Origin of the sequence: Streptomyces sp. NBC_01428 (assembly GCF_036231965.1) — a bacterium.
Taxonomy (GTDB): domain Bacteria; phylum Actinomycetota; class Actinomycetes; order Streptomycetales; family Streptomycetaceae; genus Streptomyces.
Window position 1 is genome coordinate 6,316,673 of record NZ_CP109499.1, and the last position, 17,989, is coordinate 6,334,661.

The following is a 17,989-nucleotide window of genomic DNA, read 5'->3' on the forward strand; positions in this document are numbered from 1 at the left end:
GTAGGAAGAAAGGCGGAGGGGCGGCGGGCCGATCGGCCCGCCGCCCCTCCGCTTCGCCGCGAACGGCTACGCGTCCCCGCCCGCAGCGCCCGGGTCCGCCGCCGTCACGTCCAGGAGCTGGTAACGGTCCACGGCCTGCTTCAGCACCGACCGGTCCACCTTGCCCTCACGGGCCAGCTCGGTCAGCACGCCGACCACGATCGACTGCGCGTCGATGTGGAAGAACCGGCGGGCCGCGCCGCGCGTGTCCGCGAAGCCGAAGCCGTCCGCGCCGAGGGACTGGTAGGTGCCGGGCACCCAGCGCGCGATCTGGTCCGGGACCGAGCGCATCCAGTCCGAGACGGCCACGAACGGGCCCTCGGAGTCGGACAGCTTCCGCGTCACGTACGGGACGCGCTGCTCCTCCTCGGGGTGCAGCAGGTTGTGCCGCTCCACGTCGACGGCCTCGCGCCGCAGCTCGTTCCAGGAGGTCGCCGACCAGACGTCCGCCCGGACGTTCCAGTCCTCGGCGAGGATCCGCTGGGCCTCGACGGCCCACGGGACGGCGACACCGGAAGCGAGGATCTGCGCCGGGATGGTGCCCGACGTGCCCGCGGCGTAGCGGTGGATGCCCTTGAGGATGCCCTCGGTGTCCACGTTCTCCGGCTCGGCCGGGTGCTGGATCGGCTCGTTGTACACGGTGAGGTAGTAGAAGACGTCCTCGCCGTGCGGGTGTTCCTCGGTCGAGCCGTACATCCGGCGCAGGCCGTCCTGCACGATGTGCGCGATCTCGAAACCGAACGCCGGGTCGTAGGCGACACAGCCCGGGTTCGTCGAGGCGAGCAGCTGCGAGTGGCCGTCCGCGTGCTGCAGGCCCTCACCGGTCAGCGTCGTCCGCCCGGCGGTCGCGCCCAGCACGAAACCGCGCGCCAACTGGTCGGCCATCTGCCAGAACTGGTCGCCGGTGCGCTGGAAACCGAACATCGAGTAGAAGACGTAGACCGGGATGAGCGGCTCGCCGTGGGTGGCGTACGCCGAACCCGCGGCGATCAGCGAGGCCGTGCAACCGGCCTCCGAGATGCCGTCGTGCAGCATCTGGCCGGTCGGCGACTCCTTGTAGGCGAGGAGCAGTTCACGGTCCACCGACTCGTACTGCTGGCCGAGCGGGTTGTAGATCTTCGCACTCGGGAAGAACGAGTCCATGCCGAACGTGCGGTACTCGTCGGGCGCGATCAGCACGAACCGCCTGCCGATCTCCTTGTCCCGCATGAGGTCCTTGAGGAGTCGCACAAAGGCCATGGTCGTCGCGATGGACTGCTGACCCGAGCCCTTCTTCACGCTCGCGTACGTCTTGTCCTCGGGCAGTGCCAGGGGCTTCGACCGCACGACACGCGTCGGGACGTACCCGCCGAGCCCCTTGCGGCGGTCGTGCATGTACTGGATCTCCTCCGAGTCCCGGCCCGGGTGGTAGTACGGCGGCGCGCCGTCCTCCAGCTCCTTGTCGGAGATCGGCAGGTGCAGGCGGTCACGGAAGCCCTTGAGGTCGGCGACCGTCAGCTTCTTCATCTGGTGCGTGGCGTTGCGGCCCTCGAAGTTCGGGCCGAGCGTCCAGCCCTTGACCGTCTGCGCGAGGATCACCGTCGGCTGGCCCGAGTGGGTCTTGGCCGCCGAGAACGCCGCGTAGATCTTCTTGTGGTCGTGTCCGCCGCGGCCCAGGTGCAGGATCTGGTCGTCGGTCATGTTCTCGACCATGGCGCGCAGCCGGTGGTCGTCGCCGAAGAAGTGGTCGCGGATGTACGCGCCCGTCTCCGTGGCGTACGTCTGGAACTGGCCGTCCGGCGTGGTGTTCAGCCGGTTGACCAGCACGCCGTCGCGGTCCTGGGCGAGCAGCGGGTCCCAGGTGCGGTCCCAGACCAGCTTGATCACGTTCCAGCCGGCGCCGCGGAACTGCGACTCCAGCTCCTGGACGATCTTGCCGTTGCCGCGCACCGGGCCGTCGAGGCGCTGGAGGTTGCAGTTGACGACGAAGGTCAGGTTGTCCAGGCCCTCGCGCGCCGCGATCGAGAGCTGGCCGAGCGACTCCGGCTCGTCCATCTCGCCGTCGCCGAGGAACGCCCAGACGTGGGACTTGGAGGTGTCGGCGATGCCGCGCGCCTCCATGTAGCGGTTCATCCGGGCCTGGAAGATCGCGCCGAGCGGGCCGAGGCCCATCGAGACGGTCGGGAACTCCCAGAAGTCCGGCATCAGCCGCGGGTGCGGGTACGAGGACAGCCCGTAGGGCGCCTTCGACTTCTCCTGGCGGAACGCGTCGAGCTGCTGCTCGGAGAGCCGGTCCAGGAGGAACGCGCGGGCGTAGATGCCCGGCGAGGCGTGCCCCTGGAAGAAGATCTGGTCGCCGCCGTCGCCCTCGTCCTTGCCGCGGAAGAAGTGGTTGAAGCCCACGTCGTAGAGCGAGGCCGAGGAGGCGAAGGTCGCGATGTGGCCGCCCACACCGATGCCGGGGCGCTGCGCCCGGGAGACCATCACGGCCGCGTTCCAGCGGGTCGCGTTCAGGACCTTGCGCTCGATCTCCTCGTTGCCGGGGAAGAACGGCTCGTCCTTGGTGGCGATCGTGTTGACGTAGTCCGTGCTGCGCATCTCGGGCACGGCCACGCGCTTCTCGCGGGCCCGCTCGATCAGCCGCAGCATCAGATAGCGGGCGCGCTCACGGCCGCGCTGGTCGACGGCGGCGTCGAGCGAGTCGAGCCACTCCTGAGTCTCCTCAGGGTCGAAGTCCGGGACCTGGCTGGGAAGGCCGCCAATGATGACCGGGTTGCGATCGGATCCGGAAGCCACGCTGTTCCTTCGCTGTCAGAGGGCTGTCTGCGGTGGGTTTCCCCTGTATCTGCACCGTTCCCCATCGTGTACCTCGGGAACGCATACGTCATCTCTACTTAGGGGTAACCGAGACGCTCGTGCAGACCGCTGGGACGGGCCCGACCAAAACGCAACGATACGCTCAGTACGTGACGCGTTCCGCAAAGCCGTTCGGTTCTCGTAGGCTCCAAGGGTTCCGAAGTTCATAAATGGGGCAGAAGGGTGTGGTGCGCGTCACGAGGCCTGATGAAGGCCCACCGGGAGGTGCGTCGGCACTGCCAGGATCGTCACCGTTTCGGCGGTCTCGACGGCCGGGTACTTGCGCGATCCGCTCCGCCCGTGTGGACTACGGCCAATGCTGCGCGCACGCGCGTGGCTGAGACTCCCCCGAGCTCTGGACGAGTGGGGGGAGACCCCAATCCCGAAACATGATCAGGAGGCAAGCCGTGAGCGCGACCGCGGACCACGCGGAGGAGCGGACCAACCCGGCCGCCAGGCTGGGGTTCGAGCCCGGACAGGTGGTCCAGGAGATCGGCTTCGACGACGACGTTGACCACGAGCTCCGTGAAGGCATCGAATCGCTGATCGGCCAGGATCTGGTCGACGAGGACTACGACGACACCGCTGACGTGGTGCTGTTGTGGTTCCGGGACGAGGACGGCGATCTCACGGACGCACTGGTGGACGTCATCGGTCTCCTCGAGGACGGCGGCATGATCTGGCTGCTGACCCCGAAGACCGGCAGGGACGGTTACGTCGAGCCCAGCGACATCAGTGATGCCGCACAGACAGCCGGCCTCTCCCAGACGAAGAGCATCTCCGTCGGCAAGGAATGGTCGGGCACCCGCCTGGCCACCCCCAAGTCGAAGCGCTGAGCTGCAGCCCCGTCTGCAAGCAGAGCATCCGTGAGGCCCCCGCCGAGCCACCTCGGCGGGGGCCTCACGCATGCCCGCGACCACCCGGACGGCGCCCGTCCGTCCGCCCCGTGATCCACCCGGCGGGACCGCACCGGGGCCCGACGACGATCACTGCGTACGCTGGTCGTCACCCGAACAGACCCTTGGAAGGGAAGCGAGTGAGCATGACCGTCGACGTCGGCACCAAGGCACCGGACTTCGAGCTGAAGGACAACCACGGCGCCACCGTGAGGCTCTCCGACTTCCGGGGCGAGAAGAACGTGGTGCTGCTCTTCTACCCCTTCGCCTTCACCGGGGTGTGCACGGGCGAGCTGTGCTCCCTGCGGGACAACCTGCCGCAGTTCACCGAGCGCGACACCCAGCTGCTCGCCGTGTCCAACGACTCCATCCACACCCTGCGGGTCTTCGCCGAGCAGGAGGGCCTGGAGTACCCGCTGCTGTCGGACTTCTGGCCGCACGGCAACGTCTCGCGCGCCTACGGCGTCTTCGACGAGGACAAGGGCTGTGCGGTGCGCGGCACGTTCATCATCGACAAGGAGGGCGTGGTCCGCTGGACCGTCGTCAACGCCCTGCCCGACGCGCGTGACCTGAACGAGTACGTCAAGGCGCTCGACACCCTGTGATTCTTCGGTTCCAAGCCCTGCGGGGCACGGGAACCCGTCACTAGGATCGGATCGTTGATCCGATACCAACGCACCTACGGGGCGCCCCGCCCCTGAACACCATTGGGAGGACTCGTGGGAGTCAGCCTCAGCAAGGGCGGCAACGTTTCGCTGTCGAAGGAGGCCCCGGGACTGACCGCGGTCATCATCGGTCTGGGGTGGGACGTCCGCACCACCACCGGCACGGACTTCGACCTCGACGCCAGCGCCCTGCTCACGAACGACCAGGGAAAGGTCTCCGGCGACCAGAACTTCGTGTTCTTCAACAACCTGAAGAGCCCGGACGGCTCGGTCGAGCACACCGGTGACAACACCACCGGCGAGGGCGAGGGCGACGACGAGCAGATCAAGGTCAACCTCGCCACCGTCCCGGCCGACGTCCAGAAGATCGTCTTCCCGGTCTCGATCTACGACGCCGAGAACCGCCAGCAGTCCTTCGGCCAGGTCCGCAACGCGTTCATCCGCGTGGTGAACCAGGCGGGCGGCGCGGAGATCGCCCGCTACGACCTCTCCGAGGACGCCTCGACGGAGACCGCGATGGTCTTCGGCGAGCTGTACCGCAACGGCGCGGAGTGGAAGTTCCGCGCCATCGGCCAGGGGTACGCCTCGGGCCTGCGCGGCATCGCGCAGGACTTCGGCGTCAACGTCTGAGCCCTCGGGCCTCAGCCGTCCGGCCCGGCGCCGCACCTCTTCGGTGCGGCGCCGGGCCCGCTGTACCAAGTGAAGATCGACCTCGGGGAGGACCAGCATCATGGGTGTCACACTCGCCAAGGGGGGCAATGTCTCCCTCTCGAAGGCCGCGCCGAACCTCACACAGGTGATGATCGGGCTCGGCTGGGACGCGCGCTCGACCACCGGAGCCGACTTCGACCTCGACGCCAGCGCCCTGCTGTGCAACGGCGGCCGGGTGCTCGGGGACGAATGGTTCATCTTCTACAACCAGCTCAAGAGCCCGGACGGCTCGGTCGAGCACACCGGTGACAACCTCACGGGTGAGGGCGAGGGCGACGACGAGTCGATCCTGATCGACCTCTCCAAGGTGCCGGCCAACGTCGACAAGATCGTCTTCCCGGTCTCCATCCATGACGCGGACAACCGCGGCCAGACCTTCGGCCAGGTCAGCAACGCCTTCATCCGTGTCGTCAACCAGGCCGACGGCCAGGAACTCGCCCGCTACGACCTGTCCGAGGACGCCTCCACGGAGACGGCGATGATCTTCGGCGAGGTCTACCGCTACAACGCCGAGTGGAAGTTCCGCGCGGTCGGCCAGGGATACGCGTCGGGGCTGCGGGGCATCGCACTCGACTTCGGGGTGAATGTTTCCTAGGCCCACCTGTTTCGGTCGAAGGCGGCCCTCTACACTTCGTGGTCAACAGTAGGTAAAGACGAGTGCGGCGCGGGGGAAGCCCTCCTCCGAGCGACCGCTGGGGGTGCCCCCACCACACGATGATTGGGTAGCCAGTGCTTCTGAAAACCTTCGGCTGGTCGTTCGCGATTACCGCGCTCGGTCTGGTCGCAGCGGCCTTCTACGGGGGGTGGACCGCCTTCGGCATCGTGGCGATCCTGGCCGTCCTGGAGATCTCGCTGTCCTTCGACAACGCGGTGGTCAACGCCGGAATCCTGAAGAAGATGAGTGCCTTCTGGCAGAAGATCTTCCTCACCGTCGGTGTCCTGATCGCCGTCTTCGGTATGCGTCTGGTGTTCCCCGTCGTCATCGTCGCCATCAGCGCCAAGATCGGCCCGATCGACGCGGTCGATCTCGCGCTGAACGACAAGGACCAGTACCAGCAGCTGGTGACCGACGCGCACCCGTCGATCGCCGCCTTCGGTGGCATGTTCCTGCTGATGATCTTCCTCGACTTCATCTTCGAGGACCGGGACATCCAGTGGCTGCGCTGGATCGAGCGTCCGCTCGCCAAGCTGGGCAAGGTCGACATGCTGTCGGTCTGCATCGCCCTGATCGTCCTGCTCATCACCTCCTTCACCTTCGCGGTCAACGCCCACCAGCACGGCGGCGGGCACGCCGACAAGGCGCAGACGGTGCTGATCTCCGGCATCGCCGGCCTGATCACGTACATGGTCGTCGGCGGGCTCTCCGGCTACTTCGAGGACCGTCTCGAAGAGGAGGAGGAGCGGGCCCACGAGGAAGAGGAGGAGGCCGAGCGGAGCGGCAAGAAGAAGCCGGCCGTCGTCCTCGCCGGGCAGGCGGCGTTCTTCATGTTCCTGTACCTGGAAGTGCTGGACGCGTCCTTCTCGTTCGACGGTGTCATCGGCGCCTTCGCCATCACCAACGACATCGTGCTGATGGCGCTCGGTCTCGGCATCGGCGCCATGTACGTCCGGTCGCTCACCGTCTACCTGGTCCGCCAGGGCACCCTCGACGACTACGTCTACCTGGAGCACGGCGCGCACTACGCGATCGGCGCGCTCTCGGTGATCCTCCTCGTCACCATCCAGTACCAGATCAACGAGGTCATCACCGGCCTCGTCGGTGTCGTCCTGATCGCCTGGTCCTTCTGGTCCTCCGTGCGCCGGAACAAGGCGCTCGCCGAGGCCGAGGGAAAAGCCCCGACCTCGGACGAGAAGGCTGAGGTCTCGTCCGGGGTGTGACACCCCTCCGCCGTCCGGGGTGTGACACGGCCCCGGTTGAGGAACGCTCTGAGCGGGGCGGCCGTAGAGGACAGGTCCTCGACGGCCGCCCCGCCGCATACCGAGGAACGTGGGGGGCGGAAATGGGCATCTGGCAGGACCTGTGGCGGGGGCGCTCGGCGGACTTCGACTCCGGCAGCGCGGCCACCAACTCCATCGAGCTGACCAAGCGCAACCACACGGTGTCGCTCACCAAGCAGGGCGCGGCCACCGGCAACCTGCGCATCAACCTCTCCTGGCGGATGCGCACCTCCGACATCGGCGGGCCGCAGCGCGAGAGCCTGCTGCGCCACCCCTTCCGCACCTTCAAACCGGAAGTGGTCCAGGCGCACACCCAGAGCATGGTGAACGTCGACCTCGACCTCGGGGTCATGTACGAGCTGACGGACGGCACCAAGGGCGTCGTCCAGCCGCTCGGCGGCTTCCTCGGCGAACTCAACGGCCCGCCGTTCGTGAAGCTCAGCGGCGACGACCGTTTCGGTTCGGGCTCGGGCGAGACGGCCTTCGTCAACCTCGACCACCGCGACGACATCAAGCGGCTGCTGGTCTTCGTCTACATCTACGACCAGACCCCGGCCTTCGACCGCACCCACGCCATCATCACGCTCTACCCGAGCAACGGCCCGCGCATCGAGATCGGCCTCGACGAACGCCACCCGCAGGCCCGCTCCTGCGCCGTCGTCATGATCGAGAACAACAAGGGCGAGCTGACCGTGCGCCGCGAGGTGAAGTTCGTGTACGGCTTCCAGGCCGAACTCGACCGCCTCTACGGCTGGGGCCTCCAGTGGGGCCGCGGCTACAAGTCCAAGGTCGAGCGCTAGGACACGCCCCGGGCCCTGATCCGAGCGGCGGGCCCCAGGGCGAACCGGGCCCGGCGGGCGGTGCGGGGCTCCGGGCTCAGCGGCCGATGAACTGCGGTCCCTGCGGCGGCAGCCGGAAGTCCGGGTCCGGCCCCGCGCCGACGGCCTGCGGGAAGCCGTACGCGGGCGGCGCGGCCGGCGCGGTCTGGGGCTGCGGATAGCCGTAGGCGGACGGGGCGCTCTGCTGACCGGCCGGCTGCGGATAGCCGTACGCCGGTTCCGTCAGGGCCGCCGCGGCCGGCTGCGGATAGCCGTACGCGGGCTGGTGCGGCACCGGGGCCGGCTGCCGGGGGAGCGGCGGGACCTGCTCGGGCGGCAGCGGCACCGAGGTCTCCGGGGTGCCCGCGGGCGCCGCCCAGGTGCTCGCCTCCGGAGCGGAGGCGGCCGCGGCGGCCGCCGCCTCGGACTCGTCCACCGAGATCCCGAAATCGGTCGCGAGACCGACCAGACCATTGGAGTAGCCCTCGCCCAGCGCCCGGAACTTCCAGCCCTCACCGCGCCGGTACAGCTCGCCGCAGATCAGCGCGGTCTCCGCCCCGGTCTCCGGCCTGACGTCGAAGTACGCCAGCGGTTCACCGTCCGTGACACCGGCGTCGTACAGCAGAATGCGCAGATCACGTACGCGATCGAAGGTGACGTCGTCCGCCGATGCGACCAGGAGAATCTGTCCGACTCCGGACTCGACACCCGCCAGATCTGTCTGGATCGTGTCGGTGAGGCCCTCGGCGCCACGCTTCTTGCCGAGCCGCCACACCTTGCCCGACGGATGGCGGGGCTGGTTGTAGAAGACGAAGTCCTCGTCGGATCGCACACGACCGTCGGGGCCGAGGAGCAGCGCCGACACATCGACATCGGGGACACCCTGCCCGGGCGTCCAGCACAGGACGGCGCGCACCGCTGTGGCGTCCAGCGGGACGTTCGACCCCTTCGGCATGGCGTGCGTCATACGGCCATCCTGCCCTCTCGGTCCTGGTCACGACAATGCGGGGTCGACCCGGAACCGGCGAGTGTTGGACACGGCCGAGTTACCTGAACTTCACGCCCTGCGGGAACCCCTGACATTGATCCATACGTACTATTACCGGCCACATCACATCCGGCCCAGCAGCCGCAGCCCACTAGCCGCCACGGGGGAGTCTCATGCGTCATTTCGGTCACATCACCCCGGAAGAGCGGCAGCGCCTCTTCCACCGCGAGCCCGGCGTCTTCACGGCCGACTCGCCGGCCCGCGTCCTCGCCGCCGCCCTCGGGGCCACCCTGTACAGCCCGGCCACCCGACCGCAGCTCGCCGACGACATCGTCAAGCAGACCACGCGGGGCGTTGTCTCGATGGTGCTGTGCCTGGAGGACTCGATCGACGACTCCGAGGTCGTGGGCGCCGAGGAGAACCTGGTCCGCCAGTTCACCGACCTGGCCGCACGCCCCGACACCGGAGAGACCCCGCTGCTGTTCGTGCGGGTCCGCCACCCCGAACAGATCCCCGACCTCGTGCGGCGCCTCGGCCCCGCCGTCCGGCTGCTCTCCGGATTCGTGATGCCGAAGTTCACCGAGGAGCGCGGCATGCCGTTCCTGGAGGCCCTCGCCTCCGCCGAGGCCTCCAGCGGCCGCCGGCTCTTCGCCATGCCGGTCCTGGAGTCCCCCGAGCTGCTCTACCGCGAGTCACGCGTGGAGACCCTGGAGGGCATCTCCCGCGCCGTCGACAAGTACCGCGAGCGCGTCCTCGCCCTGCGCCTCGGCGTCACCGACTTCTGCTCCTCGTACGGCCTGCGCCGGGCCCCCGACATGACGGCGTACGACGTGCAGGTCGTCGCCTCCGTGATCGCCGACGTGGTGAACATGCTGGGCCGGGCCGACGGCACCGGCTTCACCGTGACCGGACCCGTCTGGGAGTACTTCCGGGTCCAGGAGCGCATGTTCAAGCCGCAGCTGCGCCGCAGCCCCTTCCTGGAGGGGCAGGCGGAGGAGCTGCGCGAGACACTGATCGAGCACGCCATGGACGGTCTGCTGCGTGAGATCGCTCTCGACCAGGCCAACGGCCTGATGGGCAAGACCTGCATCCACCCGTCGCACGTGCTGCCCGTGCACGCGCTGTCCGTGGTCAGTCACGAGGAGTTCAGTGACGCGCAGGACATCCTGCGGCCGGAGCGCGGCGGCGGAGGCGTCCTGAGGTCGGCGTACACGAACAAGATGAACGAGGTGAAGCCGCATCGCGCCTGGGCGGAGCGCACCCTGCTGCGCGCCGAGGTCTTCGGGGTCGCCCACGAGGACATCGGCTTCGTCGAGCTGCTCACCGCCGGACTGCCCGAGTGACGCGGCCCGGCCGGGCGACGCGGAAACCGATCACCGAGGACTTGATGAACACCCCTGCGCAGGACCCGAACGACCCCGCACGACCGGCCGGGCCGGACGTGCCGGACCTGCCGTCCGGGGCGAGCGCCCCGGACGGCGGGCAGGGCCAGGGCGCCGTGCCTGACGCGCCCTGGACGGGCTCCTGGGTCGCCGAGCGGCTCGGCGTCGAGCTGGTCGGCGACGAGCGGCTGAGCGGGATGCTCGGTCTCGCGCTCCGGCGCAACCCCAAGCGCGCCCACCTGCTCGTCTCGAACGTGCTGGGCAAGCACGTGCCGCAGTCGCCCTCCGTCGTGCACGGCCAGGGCGTCGCCCTGGGCCGGCGCGTGCGCGACCTGCTGGGCACCGAGGAGGCCCGCGAGGCCGTCGTCCTCGGGTACGCCGAGACGGCCACCGGGCTCGGTCACTCGGTCGCCGACGGGGTGGGTGTCGCCCCCTACCTCCACTCCACCCGCCGTCCCGTCGCCGGTGTCGCGCGCGCCGGCGGCTTTGAGGAGGCCCACTCGCACGCCACCTCGCACCTGCTCCTGCCCGAGCACCCGGACCTGCTCGCCGGCCCCGGACCGCTGATCCTCGTCGACGACGAGTTCTCCACCGGCAACACCGTCCTCAACACGATCCGCGACCTCCACGAGCGCTACCCGCGCGAGCGGTACGTCGTGGTGGCGCTCGTCGACATGCGGTCGGAGGCCGACCTGGCCCGCTTCGAGCGGTTCGCCGCCGAGATCGGCGCCCGCGTCGACCTGATCGCGGCCGCGTCGGGCACGGTGCGTCTGCCCGAGGGCGTCCTCGAGAAGGGGCAGGCACTGGTCGCCGAGCACGAGCGGGAGGCGCCGGACGCCCCCGCCACCGGCAGCCCCGGCCGTGCCGTGCGCGTCGAGCTGGGCTGGCCCCGCGGCCTCCCGGACGGCGGACGGCACGGATTCACCCCGGGCCAGCGAATACGCCTGGACGGCGCCCTGCCCGCGATGGCCGCCCGGCTCGCCGAAGCCCTGCCGGACGACGCCCGCCGCGTGCTGGTGCTCGGCTTCGAGGAGCTGATGTACGCGCCGCTGCGCCTCGCCCGCGAGCTGGAGCAGGTGGTGTCCGCCGAGGTGCGCTTCTCCACGACGACCCGCTCCCCGGTCCTCGCACTCGACGACCCCGGCTACGCGATCCGCAGCCGCATCGTCTTCCCGGCGCACGACGACCCGGACGACGGCCCCGGCGCCCGCTTCGCCTACAACGTCGCGGGCGGCGGCTTCGACGCCGTCGTGGCGGTCGTCGACTCCACGGCCGACACCCCCGAACTGCACGCCCCCGACGGCCTGCTGGCCCGGCTCGCGGCGCACACCCCGAGCATCCTGCTCGCCGTCGTCCCGTCGTACGTCCCCGCACGGCCGTCCACCGAAAGGCCCTCCATGCTGCCCGAGCCCCTCCGCGGCCCCGCCTTCTCCTCGTACGCGCCCGACGAGGTCGGCTGGCTGCTGCAGGACCTCTCGGACGTGACGCTGGAGGCGCCCACCGAGGAGCGCGAGGAGGCCATCCAGAGCGGCGGCGCCCACTACGCGGAGTCGCTGCCGGTGGAGTACCAGCCGAGCACCCAGTACCAGGAGCTGTTCCACGCGGCCCTCACCACCTCGGCCGCCCGGATCGCCGAGGCCGTCGGCGCCGTCACCGAGGTCGTCCTCGCCGAGCGCTCCCCGCGGCCAGTCCTCGTCTCCCTCGCCCGGGCCGGCACACCCGTCGGCGTCCTGATGCGCCGCTGGGCCCAGCACCAGCACGGCCTGGACCTGCCGCACTACGCCGTCTCCATCGTCCGCGGCCGCGGCATCGACGCCAACGCGCTGCGTTATCTCGCCGCCCACCACGACCCGGCCGACGTCGTGTTCGTCGACGGCTGGACGGGCAAGGGCGCCATCACCCGCGAACTCGCCGACGCCATCGCCGAGTTCGAGCAGGCCGAGGGCGTCTCCGGCTTCGACCCGGAGATCGCGGTGCTCGCCGACCCCGGCTCGTGCGTCCGCACGTACGGCACCCGCGAGGACTTCCTCATCCCCTCCGCCTGCCTCAACTCCACGGTCTCCGGGCTCATCTCGCGAACGGTGCTGCGCTCCGACCTGGTCGGCGAACACGACTTCCACGGCGCGAAGTTCTACCGCGAACTCGCCGGGTCCGACGTCTCCGTCGAGTTCCTGGACGTCGTCGCCGCCCACTTCCCCGACGTCGCCGAGGCGGCCCGCGACCGGGCGAAGGAGCTGCTCGCCGCCGACCGCACCCCCACCTGGGAGGGCTGGGCCGCCGTCGAGCGCATCAGCGAGGAATACGGCATCCACGACGTCAACCTCGTCAAGCCGGGCGTCGGCGAGACCACCCGGGTGCTGCTGCGCCGGGTCCCCTGGAAGATCCTGGCGCGCGCCGGAGCGGGCGCCGACCTCGACCACGTCCGGCTGCTCGCCGGACAGCGCGGGGTGCCCGTCGAGGAGGTCGGCGAACTCCCCTACACCTGCGTGGGGTTGATCCACCCGAAGTTCACGCGCGGCGCGACCGGTGCCGACGGCAAGGCGGTGACCGCCTGATGTCCGCGCCCAAGGTGCTCGTCGCCAGCGACCTCGACCGCACGCTCATCTACTCCTCGGCCGCGCTCGCGCTGACCATGCCGGACGCGCGGGCGCCCCGGCTGCTCTGCGTCGAGGTGCACGAGAGCAAGCCGCTGTCCTACATGACGGAGACGGCCGCCGGGCTGCTCACCGAACTCGGCGACCTCGCGCACTTCGTGCCCACCACGACCCGCACCCGCAAGCAGTACCAGCGCATCAACCTGCCCGGTCCGGCACCCGAGTTCGCGATCTGCGCCAACGGCGGACACCTGCTCGTCGACGGGGTCTCCGACCTCGACTGGCACCGGAGCGTCATGGACCGGCTCGCCTCCGAGTGCGCGCCGCTCGCGGAGATCCGGGAGCACCTCGCGGACACCGCGGACCCGGTCTGGGTGCGCAAGCACCGGATCGCCGAGGACCTGTTCGCCTACCTGGTGGTGGAGCGGGAACTGCTTCCCGAGCAGTGGGTGAAGGACCTGGCCGTCTGGGCGGAGAACCGCGGCTGGACGGTCTCGCTCCAGGGCCGCAAGATCTACGCCGTGCCGAAGCCGCTCACCAAGAGCGCGGCCGTGCGGGAGGTCGCCCGCCGCACCGGCGCCGTCCTCACCCTGGGTGCCGGCGACTCGCTGCTCGACGCGGACCTGCTGCTCGTCGCGGACCGCGGCTGGCGCCCGGGTCACGGCGAGCTGGCCGAAGCGGACTGGACGGCACCGGCGATCACCGCGCTGCCCGAGCGGGGCGTCGCGGCGGGGGAGCGGATCCTCCGCGAGTTCGTGCACGCCTGCGCCGCACCCGAACTCGCCTGATTCATGCGGGTGTGCCCCGGACCGTCCGGTCCGGGGCACACCCGTGACGTGCGGTCCGGGGCGCACCCGTGTCGAACGCGCTGCCCGGGGCATACGCACTGCCGTCGAGGATCGACAGCACCCGAATAAGGCCGAGATGGAAGATTTGTCGTTTTCGAACGTGCCGCGTCTCACACCGCGGTGCACGCTTCGGGCATACCTGAAGATCTCCTGAGAAATCTCCCCGGATCAGCCGCAGCAACCTCCGCCGCAACACCCGCCTCCGCCGCCGCCCGCACCGGGCGCGGGAGCCGGCGCGGACGCCGAACCGCCGGTGGCGACGGCGACCGTCGACAGGAGTTTGACCGTGTCGTCGTGACCGGCCGGGCAGGCCGCCGGAGCGGCCGATTCGGCCATCGGACGGCTGAGTTCGAAGGTGTCGCCGCAGGTCCGGCAGCGGTACTCGTAGCGAGGCATGCCGACAGGTTAGCCGGAGGAGGCCCGCTTCCGGAGGGTCTCGCGGCGCTGGATCCGTGCCGTTCGGCGAGCCGCCGGGCGACCGTCCGCGACCGGAACGAGGTCGATTCGTGTCCCGCCCGTCACTCGGCTCTCTTGGCCCCTGTGCTTTTTTGTCTGGTCGCTGATCGAAGCGATCCCCGAGGTCGCTGATAATTTAATACTGCCGCGACGAGCCGCAAGGTCGGGGATGGGGGGCTCGCAGCCGCGTGAGCGGCCGCTGCATCTACCCGCGCGCGCAATTCAGAAGTGCGGAGGGAGACGCAGTCGTGACCCAGACTTGGCATCGAAACGATGCCCGGCATCCCTTGTCCACGGGCCGTCCACGCGCCGGAGCGCGCCGTGGTTGACCCGATCGGAGCGCACCGCCCCGGCGGCACCCGCCGCAAGCCGCAGCCAACCCCGCTGTCCCGGCTGGCCACCCGCCTCGCACCCCTCGCGCCCCTCGGCCGCCGCCTGAAGCCCGCCTACCCGCGACCGGGCCGGGCCGGCTGGCGACGCTGGATGCCCTCCTGGCGCCAGTGGCTCGGCGCCCTCGCGCTCTCCATCGGCCTGAGCGGCTCGCTGCTGGTCATCGCCTACGCCGCGACGGACATCCCGCAGAACCTCAACACGTACGCGACCCAGCAGGACAACGTCTACTTCTGGGCCGACGGCACCCCCATGGCCCGTACCGGCTGGGTGCGCCGCCAGGCCATGCCGCTCAAGGACATCCCCCCGGACGTCCGCTCGGCCGTCCTCGCGGCGGAGAACGAGAGCTTCTACTCCGACCCCGGGATCTCCGTCAAGGGCATCACCCGCGCCCTGGTGCGCACGGTCGGCCAGGGCGACACCCAGGGCGGCTCGACGATCACCCAGCAGTACGTCAAGAACGTCTACCTGAACCAGAACCGTTCGGTGAGCCGCAAGTTCACCGAGGCCATGATCTCCCTCAAGCTCGACAACAAGTTGAGCAAGGACGAGATCCTTGAGGGGTACCTCAACACGAGCTGGTTCGGGCGCGGCACCTACGGTCTGCAGCGGGCCTCCCAGGCCTACTACGGCAAGGACGTGAGCCGCCTCAACGCCAGCGAGGGCGCCTTCCTCGCCTCGCTCCTCAAGGGCGCGGGCCTCTACGACCCCACCCTGAGCGAGGCCAACCACAAGCGGGCCGTGGAGCGCTGGTCCTGGATCCTCGACCGGATGGTCAAGACGGGCAAGCTGTCCGCCTCCGAGCGGGCCACCTACACGAAGTTCCCCGAACCGCTCGAGCAGGGGCGGGCGTTCGACACCGGAAAGCAGAGCGACTACCTGGTCGAGCTGGCGACCCAGTACGCGAAGAAGGCCGGGCACATCTCCGACCGCGACTTCGACCTCGGCGGCTACCAGATCTACACGACCTTCGACCGCAAGCGGGAGAAGAAGCTCACCGACACCGTGACCGAGGCCCGCGCCAAGGCGAAGAAGGACGACCCGGACAAGGCGAAGAACGCCCACTACGGCGCCGCCTCGATCGCCGACGACGGACGGATCCTCGCCGTCTACGGCGGCCCCGACCACCGTACGCAGGGCTACAACGAGTCCAACGCGACCACCGTGCCCGCCGGTTCGGCCTTCCTGCCGTTCGTCTACGCGGCGGGGCTGCAACACGGCGTCCACAAGACCCGCGAGGGCGCGGTCACACCGGTCACCCCCGAGTCCGTGTACGACGGCAACGACGGCATCCCGGTCAGCACCCCGGAGGGCCCCTACTGGGACCGCAGCGGCAAGAAGGTCGCCGCCCACAACGACGGGAAGAAGGACCACGGGCAGGTCACGCTGCGCCAGGCGCTCGCCGCCTCCGTGAACACCCCGTTCATGCAGCTCGGCATGGACACCGGCCTGGACAAGGTGCGCGCGACCGCCGAGGCCTCGGGCCTGCTCTCCTCCAGCATCGGACCCCAGGTACCCACACTGTCGCTGGGCAGCTCCACACCCAGCGCGATCCGCATGGCCAACGCGTACGCCACCTTCGCCGCGGACGGGACGCACACCGAGCCGTACTCGGTGCGCCGCGTCACCCGCAACGGCTACCGCGTCACCCTGGACACCCCGGCGCCCCATCGCGCGATGAGCGCGGAGGTGGCCCGCGAGGTCACGGAGGCGCTCTCCGACTCCTTCCGCACCGCCCACCCGGGCGCCGCAACCACCACGGCGCAGGTGGCGGGCAAGAAGGGCACGACGCAGGACGACAAGGCGGCCTGGTATGTCGGCACGAACCGTGACGTCTCGACCGCGGTGGTCCTCTACCGCATCGACCTGTCCAAGAGCCTCGAACCGCTTCCCCTCGAAGGGATCGCCGGCACACCCGAGACCGACGTCCCGTACGGCATCTGGTCCGGCGCGATGAGTCCGCTGCGCTGACCCCGTCGGCCGGCCGTCCGGACCGGCCCCCTCCGACGGCCGCCGTCCGGCCGCGTCCCCTTCCTCAGACCCCCCTCGCAGAATGTGCCCCGTATGAACTCGAAGCACAGCCGGCGCCGACGCCGGGAGCCCGAACAGCCTTCTGCCGCCGCCTCGGCACGCCAGGGCTTCGCGGCCATGACGGCGTTCCTCGTCGTCACGTCCCTGACCGCCACCTACCTGGCCCTGAACACGGACAGCACCACACCGGCGGGCTCCGCCGGAGTGCACGCCTCCGACGACGCCGCCAAGGCGAAGAAGGAACCGGCGTGGGACGGAAAGACGAAGATCCTCGGCGACGGTTCCACGTCCTACACGGGCCCGCAGAAGGGCGAGTTGAAGGCCGTACCGCTCAAGCCCGGTGAGAAGCCGCCCCAGTTCGTCGTCTTCTCCTGGGACGGCGCCCTCCAGGGCGACGACAAACTGTTCTCCCACTACCGGGAGATGGCCGAGCAGTACAACGCCCACATGACGTTCTTCCTGACCGGGATCTACCTGCTGCCCAAGAACAAGAAGACGCTCTACGAGCCTCCGATGCACAACCCGGGCGCGGCGGCGATCAGCTACCCCACCGACGAGCACATCCGCACCACGCTCGCCGAACTCGGCAAGGCGTGGAAGGCGGGCAACGAGATCGGCACCCACTTCAACGGCCACTTCTGCGGCGACAAGGGCGGCGGGGACTGGAGCGTCGAGGAGTGGGAGAGCGAGATCAACCAGTTCTTCTCCTTCGTCGAGAAGTGGAAGACCAACACCGGCTACAGCGATCTGCCGGCGCTCCCCTTCGACCCGGCGAAGGCCATCAGCGGCGGGCGCGCCCCCTGCCTCGAAGGCCAGAAGAACCTGCTCAAGGCGATGAAGGCCACGGCGAAGAAGTACGACTGGCGCTACGACGCCAGCTCGGCCGGGGACTTTCAGATATGGCCCGCCAAGAAGGAGGGCGTCTGGGACTTCCCGCTCCAGATGCTCCCCTACGAGAACGGCAAGTACCAAGGCCTGTCCATGGACTTCAACTTCCTCTACAACCAGTCCGACGGCGAGACCGACGGAGATCCGGCCCAGTACCCGCAGTGGGAACAGGAGACCGTCAAGTCGTACATGGCCGGTTTCGACCGGGTCTACTACGGCAGTCGGGCGCCGCTGTTCATCGGCAATCACTTCGAGGACTGGAACGGGGGCATCTACATGAAGTCCATCGACCAGGTCATCAAGAGCGTGTGCACGAAGAAGGGCGTCCGCTGTGTGTCCTTCCGTGAACTGACCGACTGGCTCGACGTGCAGAAGCCGGAGACCCTGGAGCGCCTGCGCAGCCTCGACCCGGCCCAGTCGCCGGACTGGTCGACGGTCGTGAAGTAGCTGGTCGCAACGGCGCCCGCGGGGTCGCCGCGGCGACTTTGAACATCAACTTACCTCGGACAT

The 17,989-nt window shown here is 69.5% G+C and carries 14 protein-coding genes; 11 read left to right on the top strand and 3 right to left on the bottom strand.

Annotated elements, in window-relative coordinates; all coding sequences use genetic code 11:
* Nucleotides 1-66: 66 nt before the first annotated feature.
* Nucleotides 67-2,814, bottom strand: coding sequence for a pyruvate dehydrogenase (acetyl-transferring), homodimeric type (gene aceE / locus OG406_RS27310; RefSeq protein ID WP_164375635.1), 2,748 nt, complete (start codon nt 2,812-2,814; stop codon nt 67-69).
* A gap of 467 nt (nt 2,815-3,281) precedes the next feature.
* Here aceE and OG406_RS27315 point away from each other — a divergent pair, with 467 nt between their 5' ends.
* From OG406_RS27315 to OG406_RS27340, 6 genes are all read left to right on the top strand, one after another.
* Nucleotides 3,282-3,710 carry a DUF3052 domain-containing protein gene (locus tag OG406_RS27315; protein ID WP_164375636.1) on the top strand — a complete coding sequence of 143 codons (429 nt, stop codon included), beginning with the start codon at nt 3,282-3,284 and terminating at the stop codon, nt 3,708-3,710.
* Nucleotides 3,711-3,916: 206 nt separating this feature from the next.
* Nucleotides 3,917-4,375 (top strand): peroxiredoxin, encoded by a 459-nt coding sequence (locus OG406_RS27320; RefSeq protein WP_164375637.1) that lies wholly within the window; start codon nt 3,917-3,919, stop codon nt 4,373-4,375.
* Nucleotides 4,376-4,489: 114 nt separating this feature from the next.
* The gene (locus OG406_RS27325) at nt 4,490-5,065 is read left to right on the top strand and encodes a TerD family protein (protein WP_081217085.1); all 576 of its coding nucleotides are present in this window, start codon (nt 4,490-4,492) and stop codon (nt 5,063-5,065) included.
* A 100-nt stretch (nt 5,066-5,165) separates the two neighbouring features.
* Nucleotides 5,166-5,741, top strand: a complete 576-nt coding sequence (locus tag OG406_RS27330) for a TerD family protein (RefSeq protein ID WP_081217084.1) — start codon at nt 5,166-5,168, stop codon at nt 5,739-5,741.
* Nucleotides 5,742-5,875: 134 nt separating this feature from the next.
* Complete coding sequence (locus tag OG406_RS27335; protein WP_164375638.1) at nt 5,876-7,024, top strand: DUF475 domain-containing protein; 1,149 nt, start codon at nt 5,876-5,878, stop codon at nt 7,022-7,024.
* A gap of 122 nt (nt 7,025-7,146) precedes the next feature.
* Complete coding sequence (locus tag OG406_RS27340; protein WP_164375639.1) at nt 7,147-7,884, top strand: TerD family protein; 738 nt, start codon at nt 7,147-7,149, stop codon at nt 7,882-7,884.
* A gap of 76 nt (nt 7,885-7,960) precedes the next feature.
* Here the strand turns inward: OG406_RS27340 and OG406_RS27345 are convergent, their stop codons facing one another.
* On the bottom strand, nt 7,961-8,869 hold the full coding sequence (locus OG406_RS27345) for a TerD family protein (protein WP_164375640.1): 909 nt from the start codon (nt 8,867-8,869) through the stop codon (nt 7,961-7,963).
* Nucleotides 8,870-9,063: 194 nt separating this feature from the next.
* Here OG406_RS27345 and OG406_RS27350 point away from each other — a divergent pair, with 194 nt between their 5' ends.
* From OG406_RS27350 to OG406_RS27360, 3 genes are read left to right on the top strand one after another with little or no spacing between them, the layout of a single operon-like run.
* Nucleotides 9,064-10,233, top strand: coding sequence for an HpcH/HpaI aldolase/citrate lyase family protein (locus tag OG406_RS27350; protein WP_081217080.1), 1,170 nt, complete (start codon nt 9,064-9,066; stop codon nt 10,231-10,233).
* Between the two features lie 44 nt (nt 10,234-10,277).
* A complete protein-coding gene (locus OG406_RS27355) occupies nt 10,278-12,827 on the top strand; it encodes a phosphoribosyltransferase (protein ID WP_443067109.1) in 2,550 nt (849 codons plus the stop codon).
* Nucleotides 12,827-13,654, top strand: coding sequence for an HAD family hydrolase (locus tag OG406_RS27360; RefSeq protein WP_164375642.1), 828 nt, complete (start codon nt 12,827-12,829; stop codon nt 13,652-13,654). Before OG406_RS27355 ends, OG406_RS27360 begins: the two co-directional genes overlap by 1 nt.
* A 228-nt stretch (nt 13,655-13,882) precedes the next feature.
* Here OG406_RS27360 and OG406_RS27365 read toward each other — a convergent pair whose 3' ends face one another.
* On the bottom strand, nt 13,883-14,110 hold the full coding sequence (locus tag OG406_RS27365) for an FmdB family zinc ribbon protein (protein ID WP_081217078.1): 228 nt from the start codon (nt 14,108-14,110) through the stop codon (nt 13,883-13,885).
* A gap of 381 nt (nt 14,111-14,491) precedes the next feature.
* Here OG406_RS27365 and OG406_RS27370 point away from each other — a divergent pair, with 381 nt between their 5' ends.
* Together OG406_RS27370 and OG406_RS27375 are read left to right on the top strand one after the other, a co-directional pair.
* The gene (locus OG406_RS27370) at nt 14,492-16,531 is read left to right on the top strand and encodes a transglycosylase domain-containing protein (protein WP_266613448.1); all 2,040 of its coding nucleotides are present in this window, start codon (nt 14,492-14,494) and stop codon (nt 16,529-16,531) included.
* Nucleotides 16,532-16,624: 93 nt separating this feature from the next.
* Nucleotides 16,625-17,926 (top strand): hypothetical protein, encoded by a 1,302-nt coding sequence (locus OG406_RS27375; protein ID WP_443067110.1) that lies wholly within the window; start codon nt 16,625-16,627, stop codon nt 17,924-17,926.
* The last annotated feature ends 63 nt before the right edge of the window (nt 17,927-17,989 follow it).

Bases quoted from the DNA above. Each gene is read 5' to 3' on its own strand.
- OG406_RS27350 (WP_081217080.1), top strand. From the start codon at position 9,064: ATGCGTCATTTCGGTCACATCACCCCGGAAGAGCGGCAGCGCCTCTTC.
- OG406_RS27340 (WP_164375639.1), top strand. From the start codon at position 7,147: ATGGGCATCTGGCAGGACCTGTGGCGGGGGCGCTCGGCGGACTTCGAC.
- OG406_RS27365 (WP_081217078.1), bottom strand. From the start codon at position 14,110: ATGCCTCGCTACGAGTACCGCTGCCGGACCTGCGGCGACACCTTCGAA.
- OG406_RS27375 (WP_443067110.1), top strand. From the start codon at position 16,625: ATGAACTCGAAGCACAGCCGGCGCCGACGCCGGGAGCCCGAACAGCCT.
- OG406_RS27330 (WP_081217084.1), top strand. From the start codon at position 5,166: ATGGGTGTCACACTCGCCAAGGGGGGCAATGTCTCCCTCTCGAAGGCC.
- OG406_RS27345 (WP_164375640.1), bottom strand. From the start codon at position 8,869: ATGACGCACGCCATGCCGAAGGGGTCGAACGTCCCGCTGGACGCCACA.
- OG406_RS27320 (WP_164375637.1), top strand. From the start codon at position 3,917: ATGACCGTCGACGTCGGCACCAAGGCACCGGACTTCGAGCTGAAGGAC.
- OG406_RS27355 (WP_443067109.1), top strand. From the start codon at position 10,278: ATGAACACCCCTGCGCAGGACCCGAACGACCCCGCACGACCGGCCGGG.
- OG406_RS27360 (WP_164375642.1), top strand. From the start codon at position 12,827: ATGTCCGCGCCCAAGGTGCTCGTCGCCAGCGACCTCGACCGCACGCTC.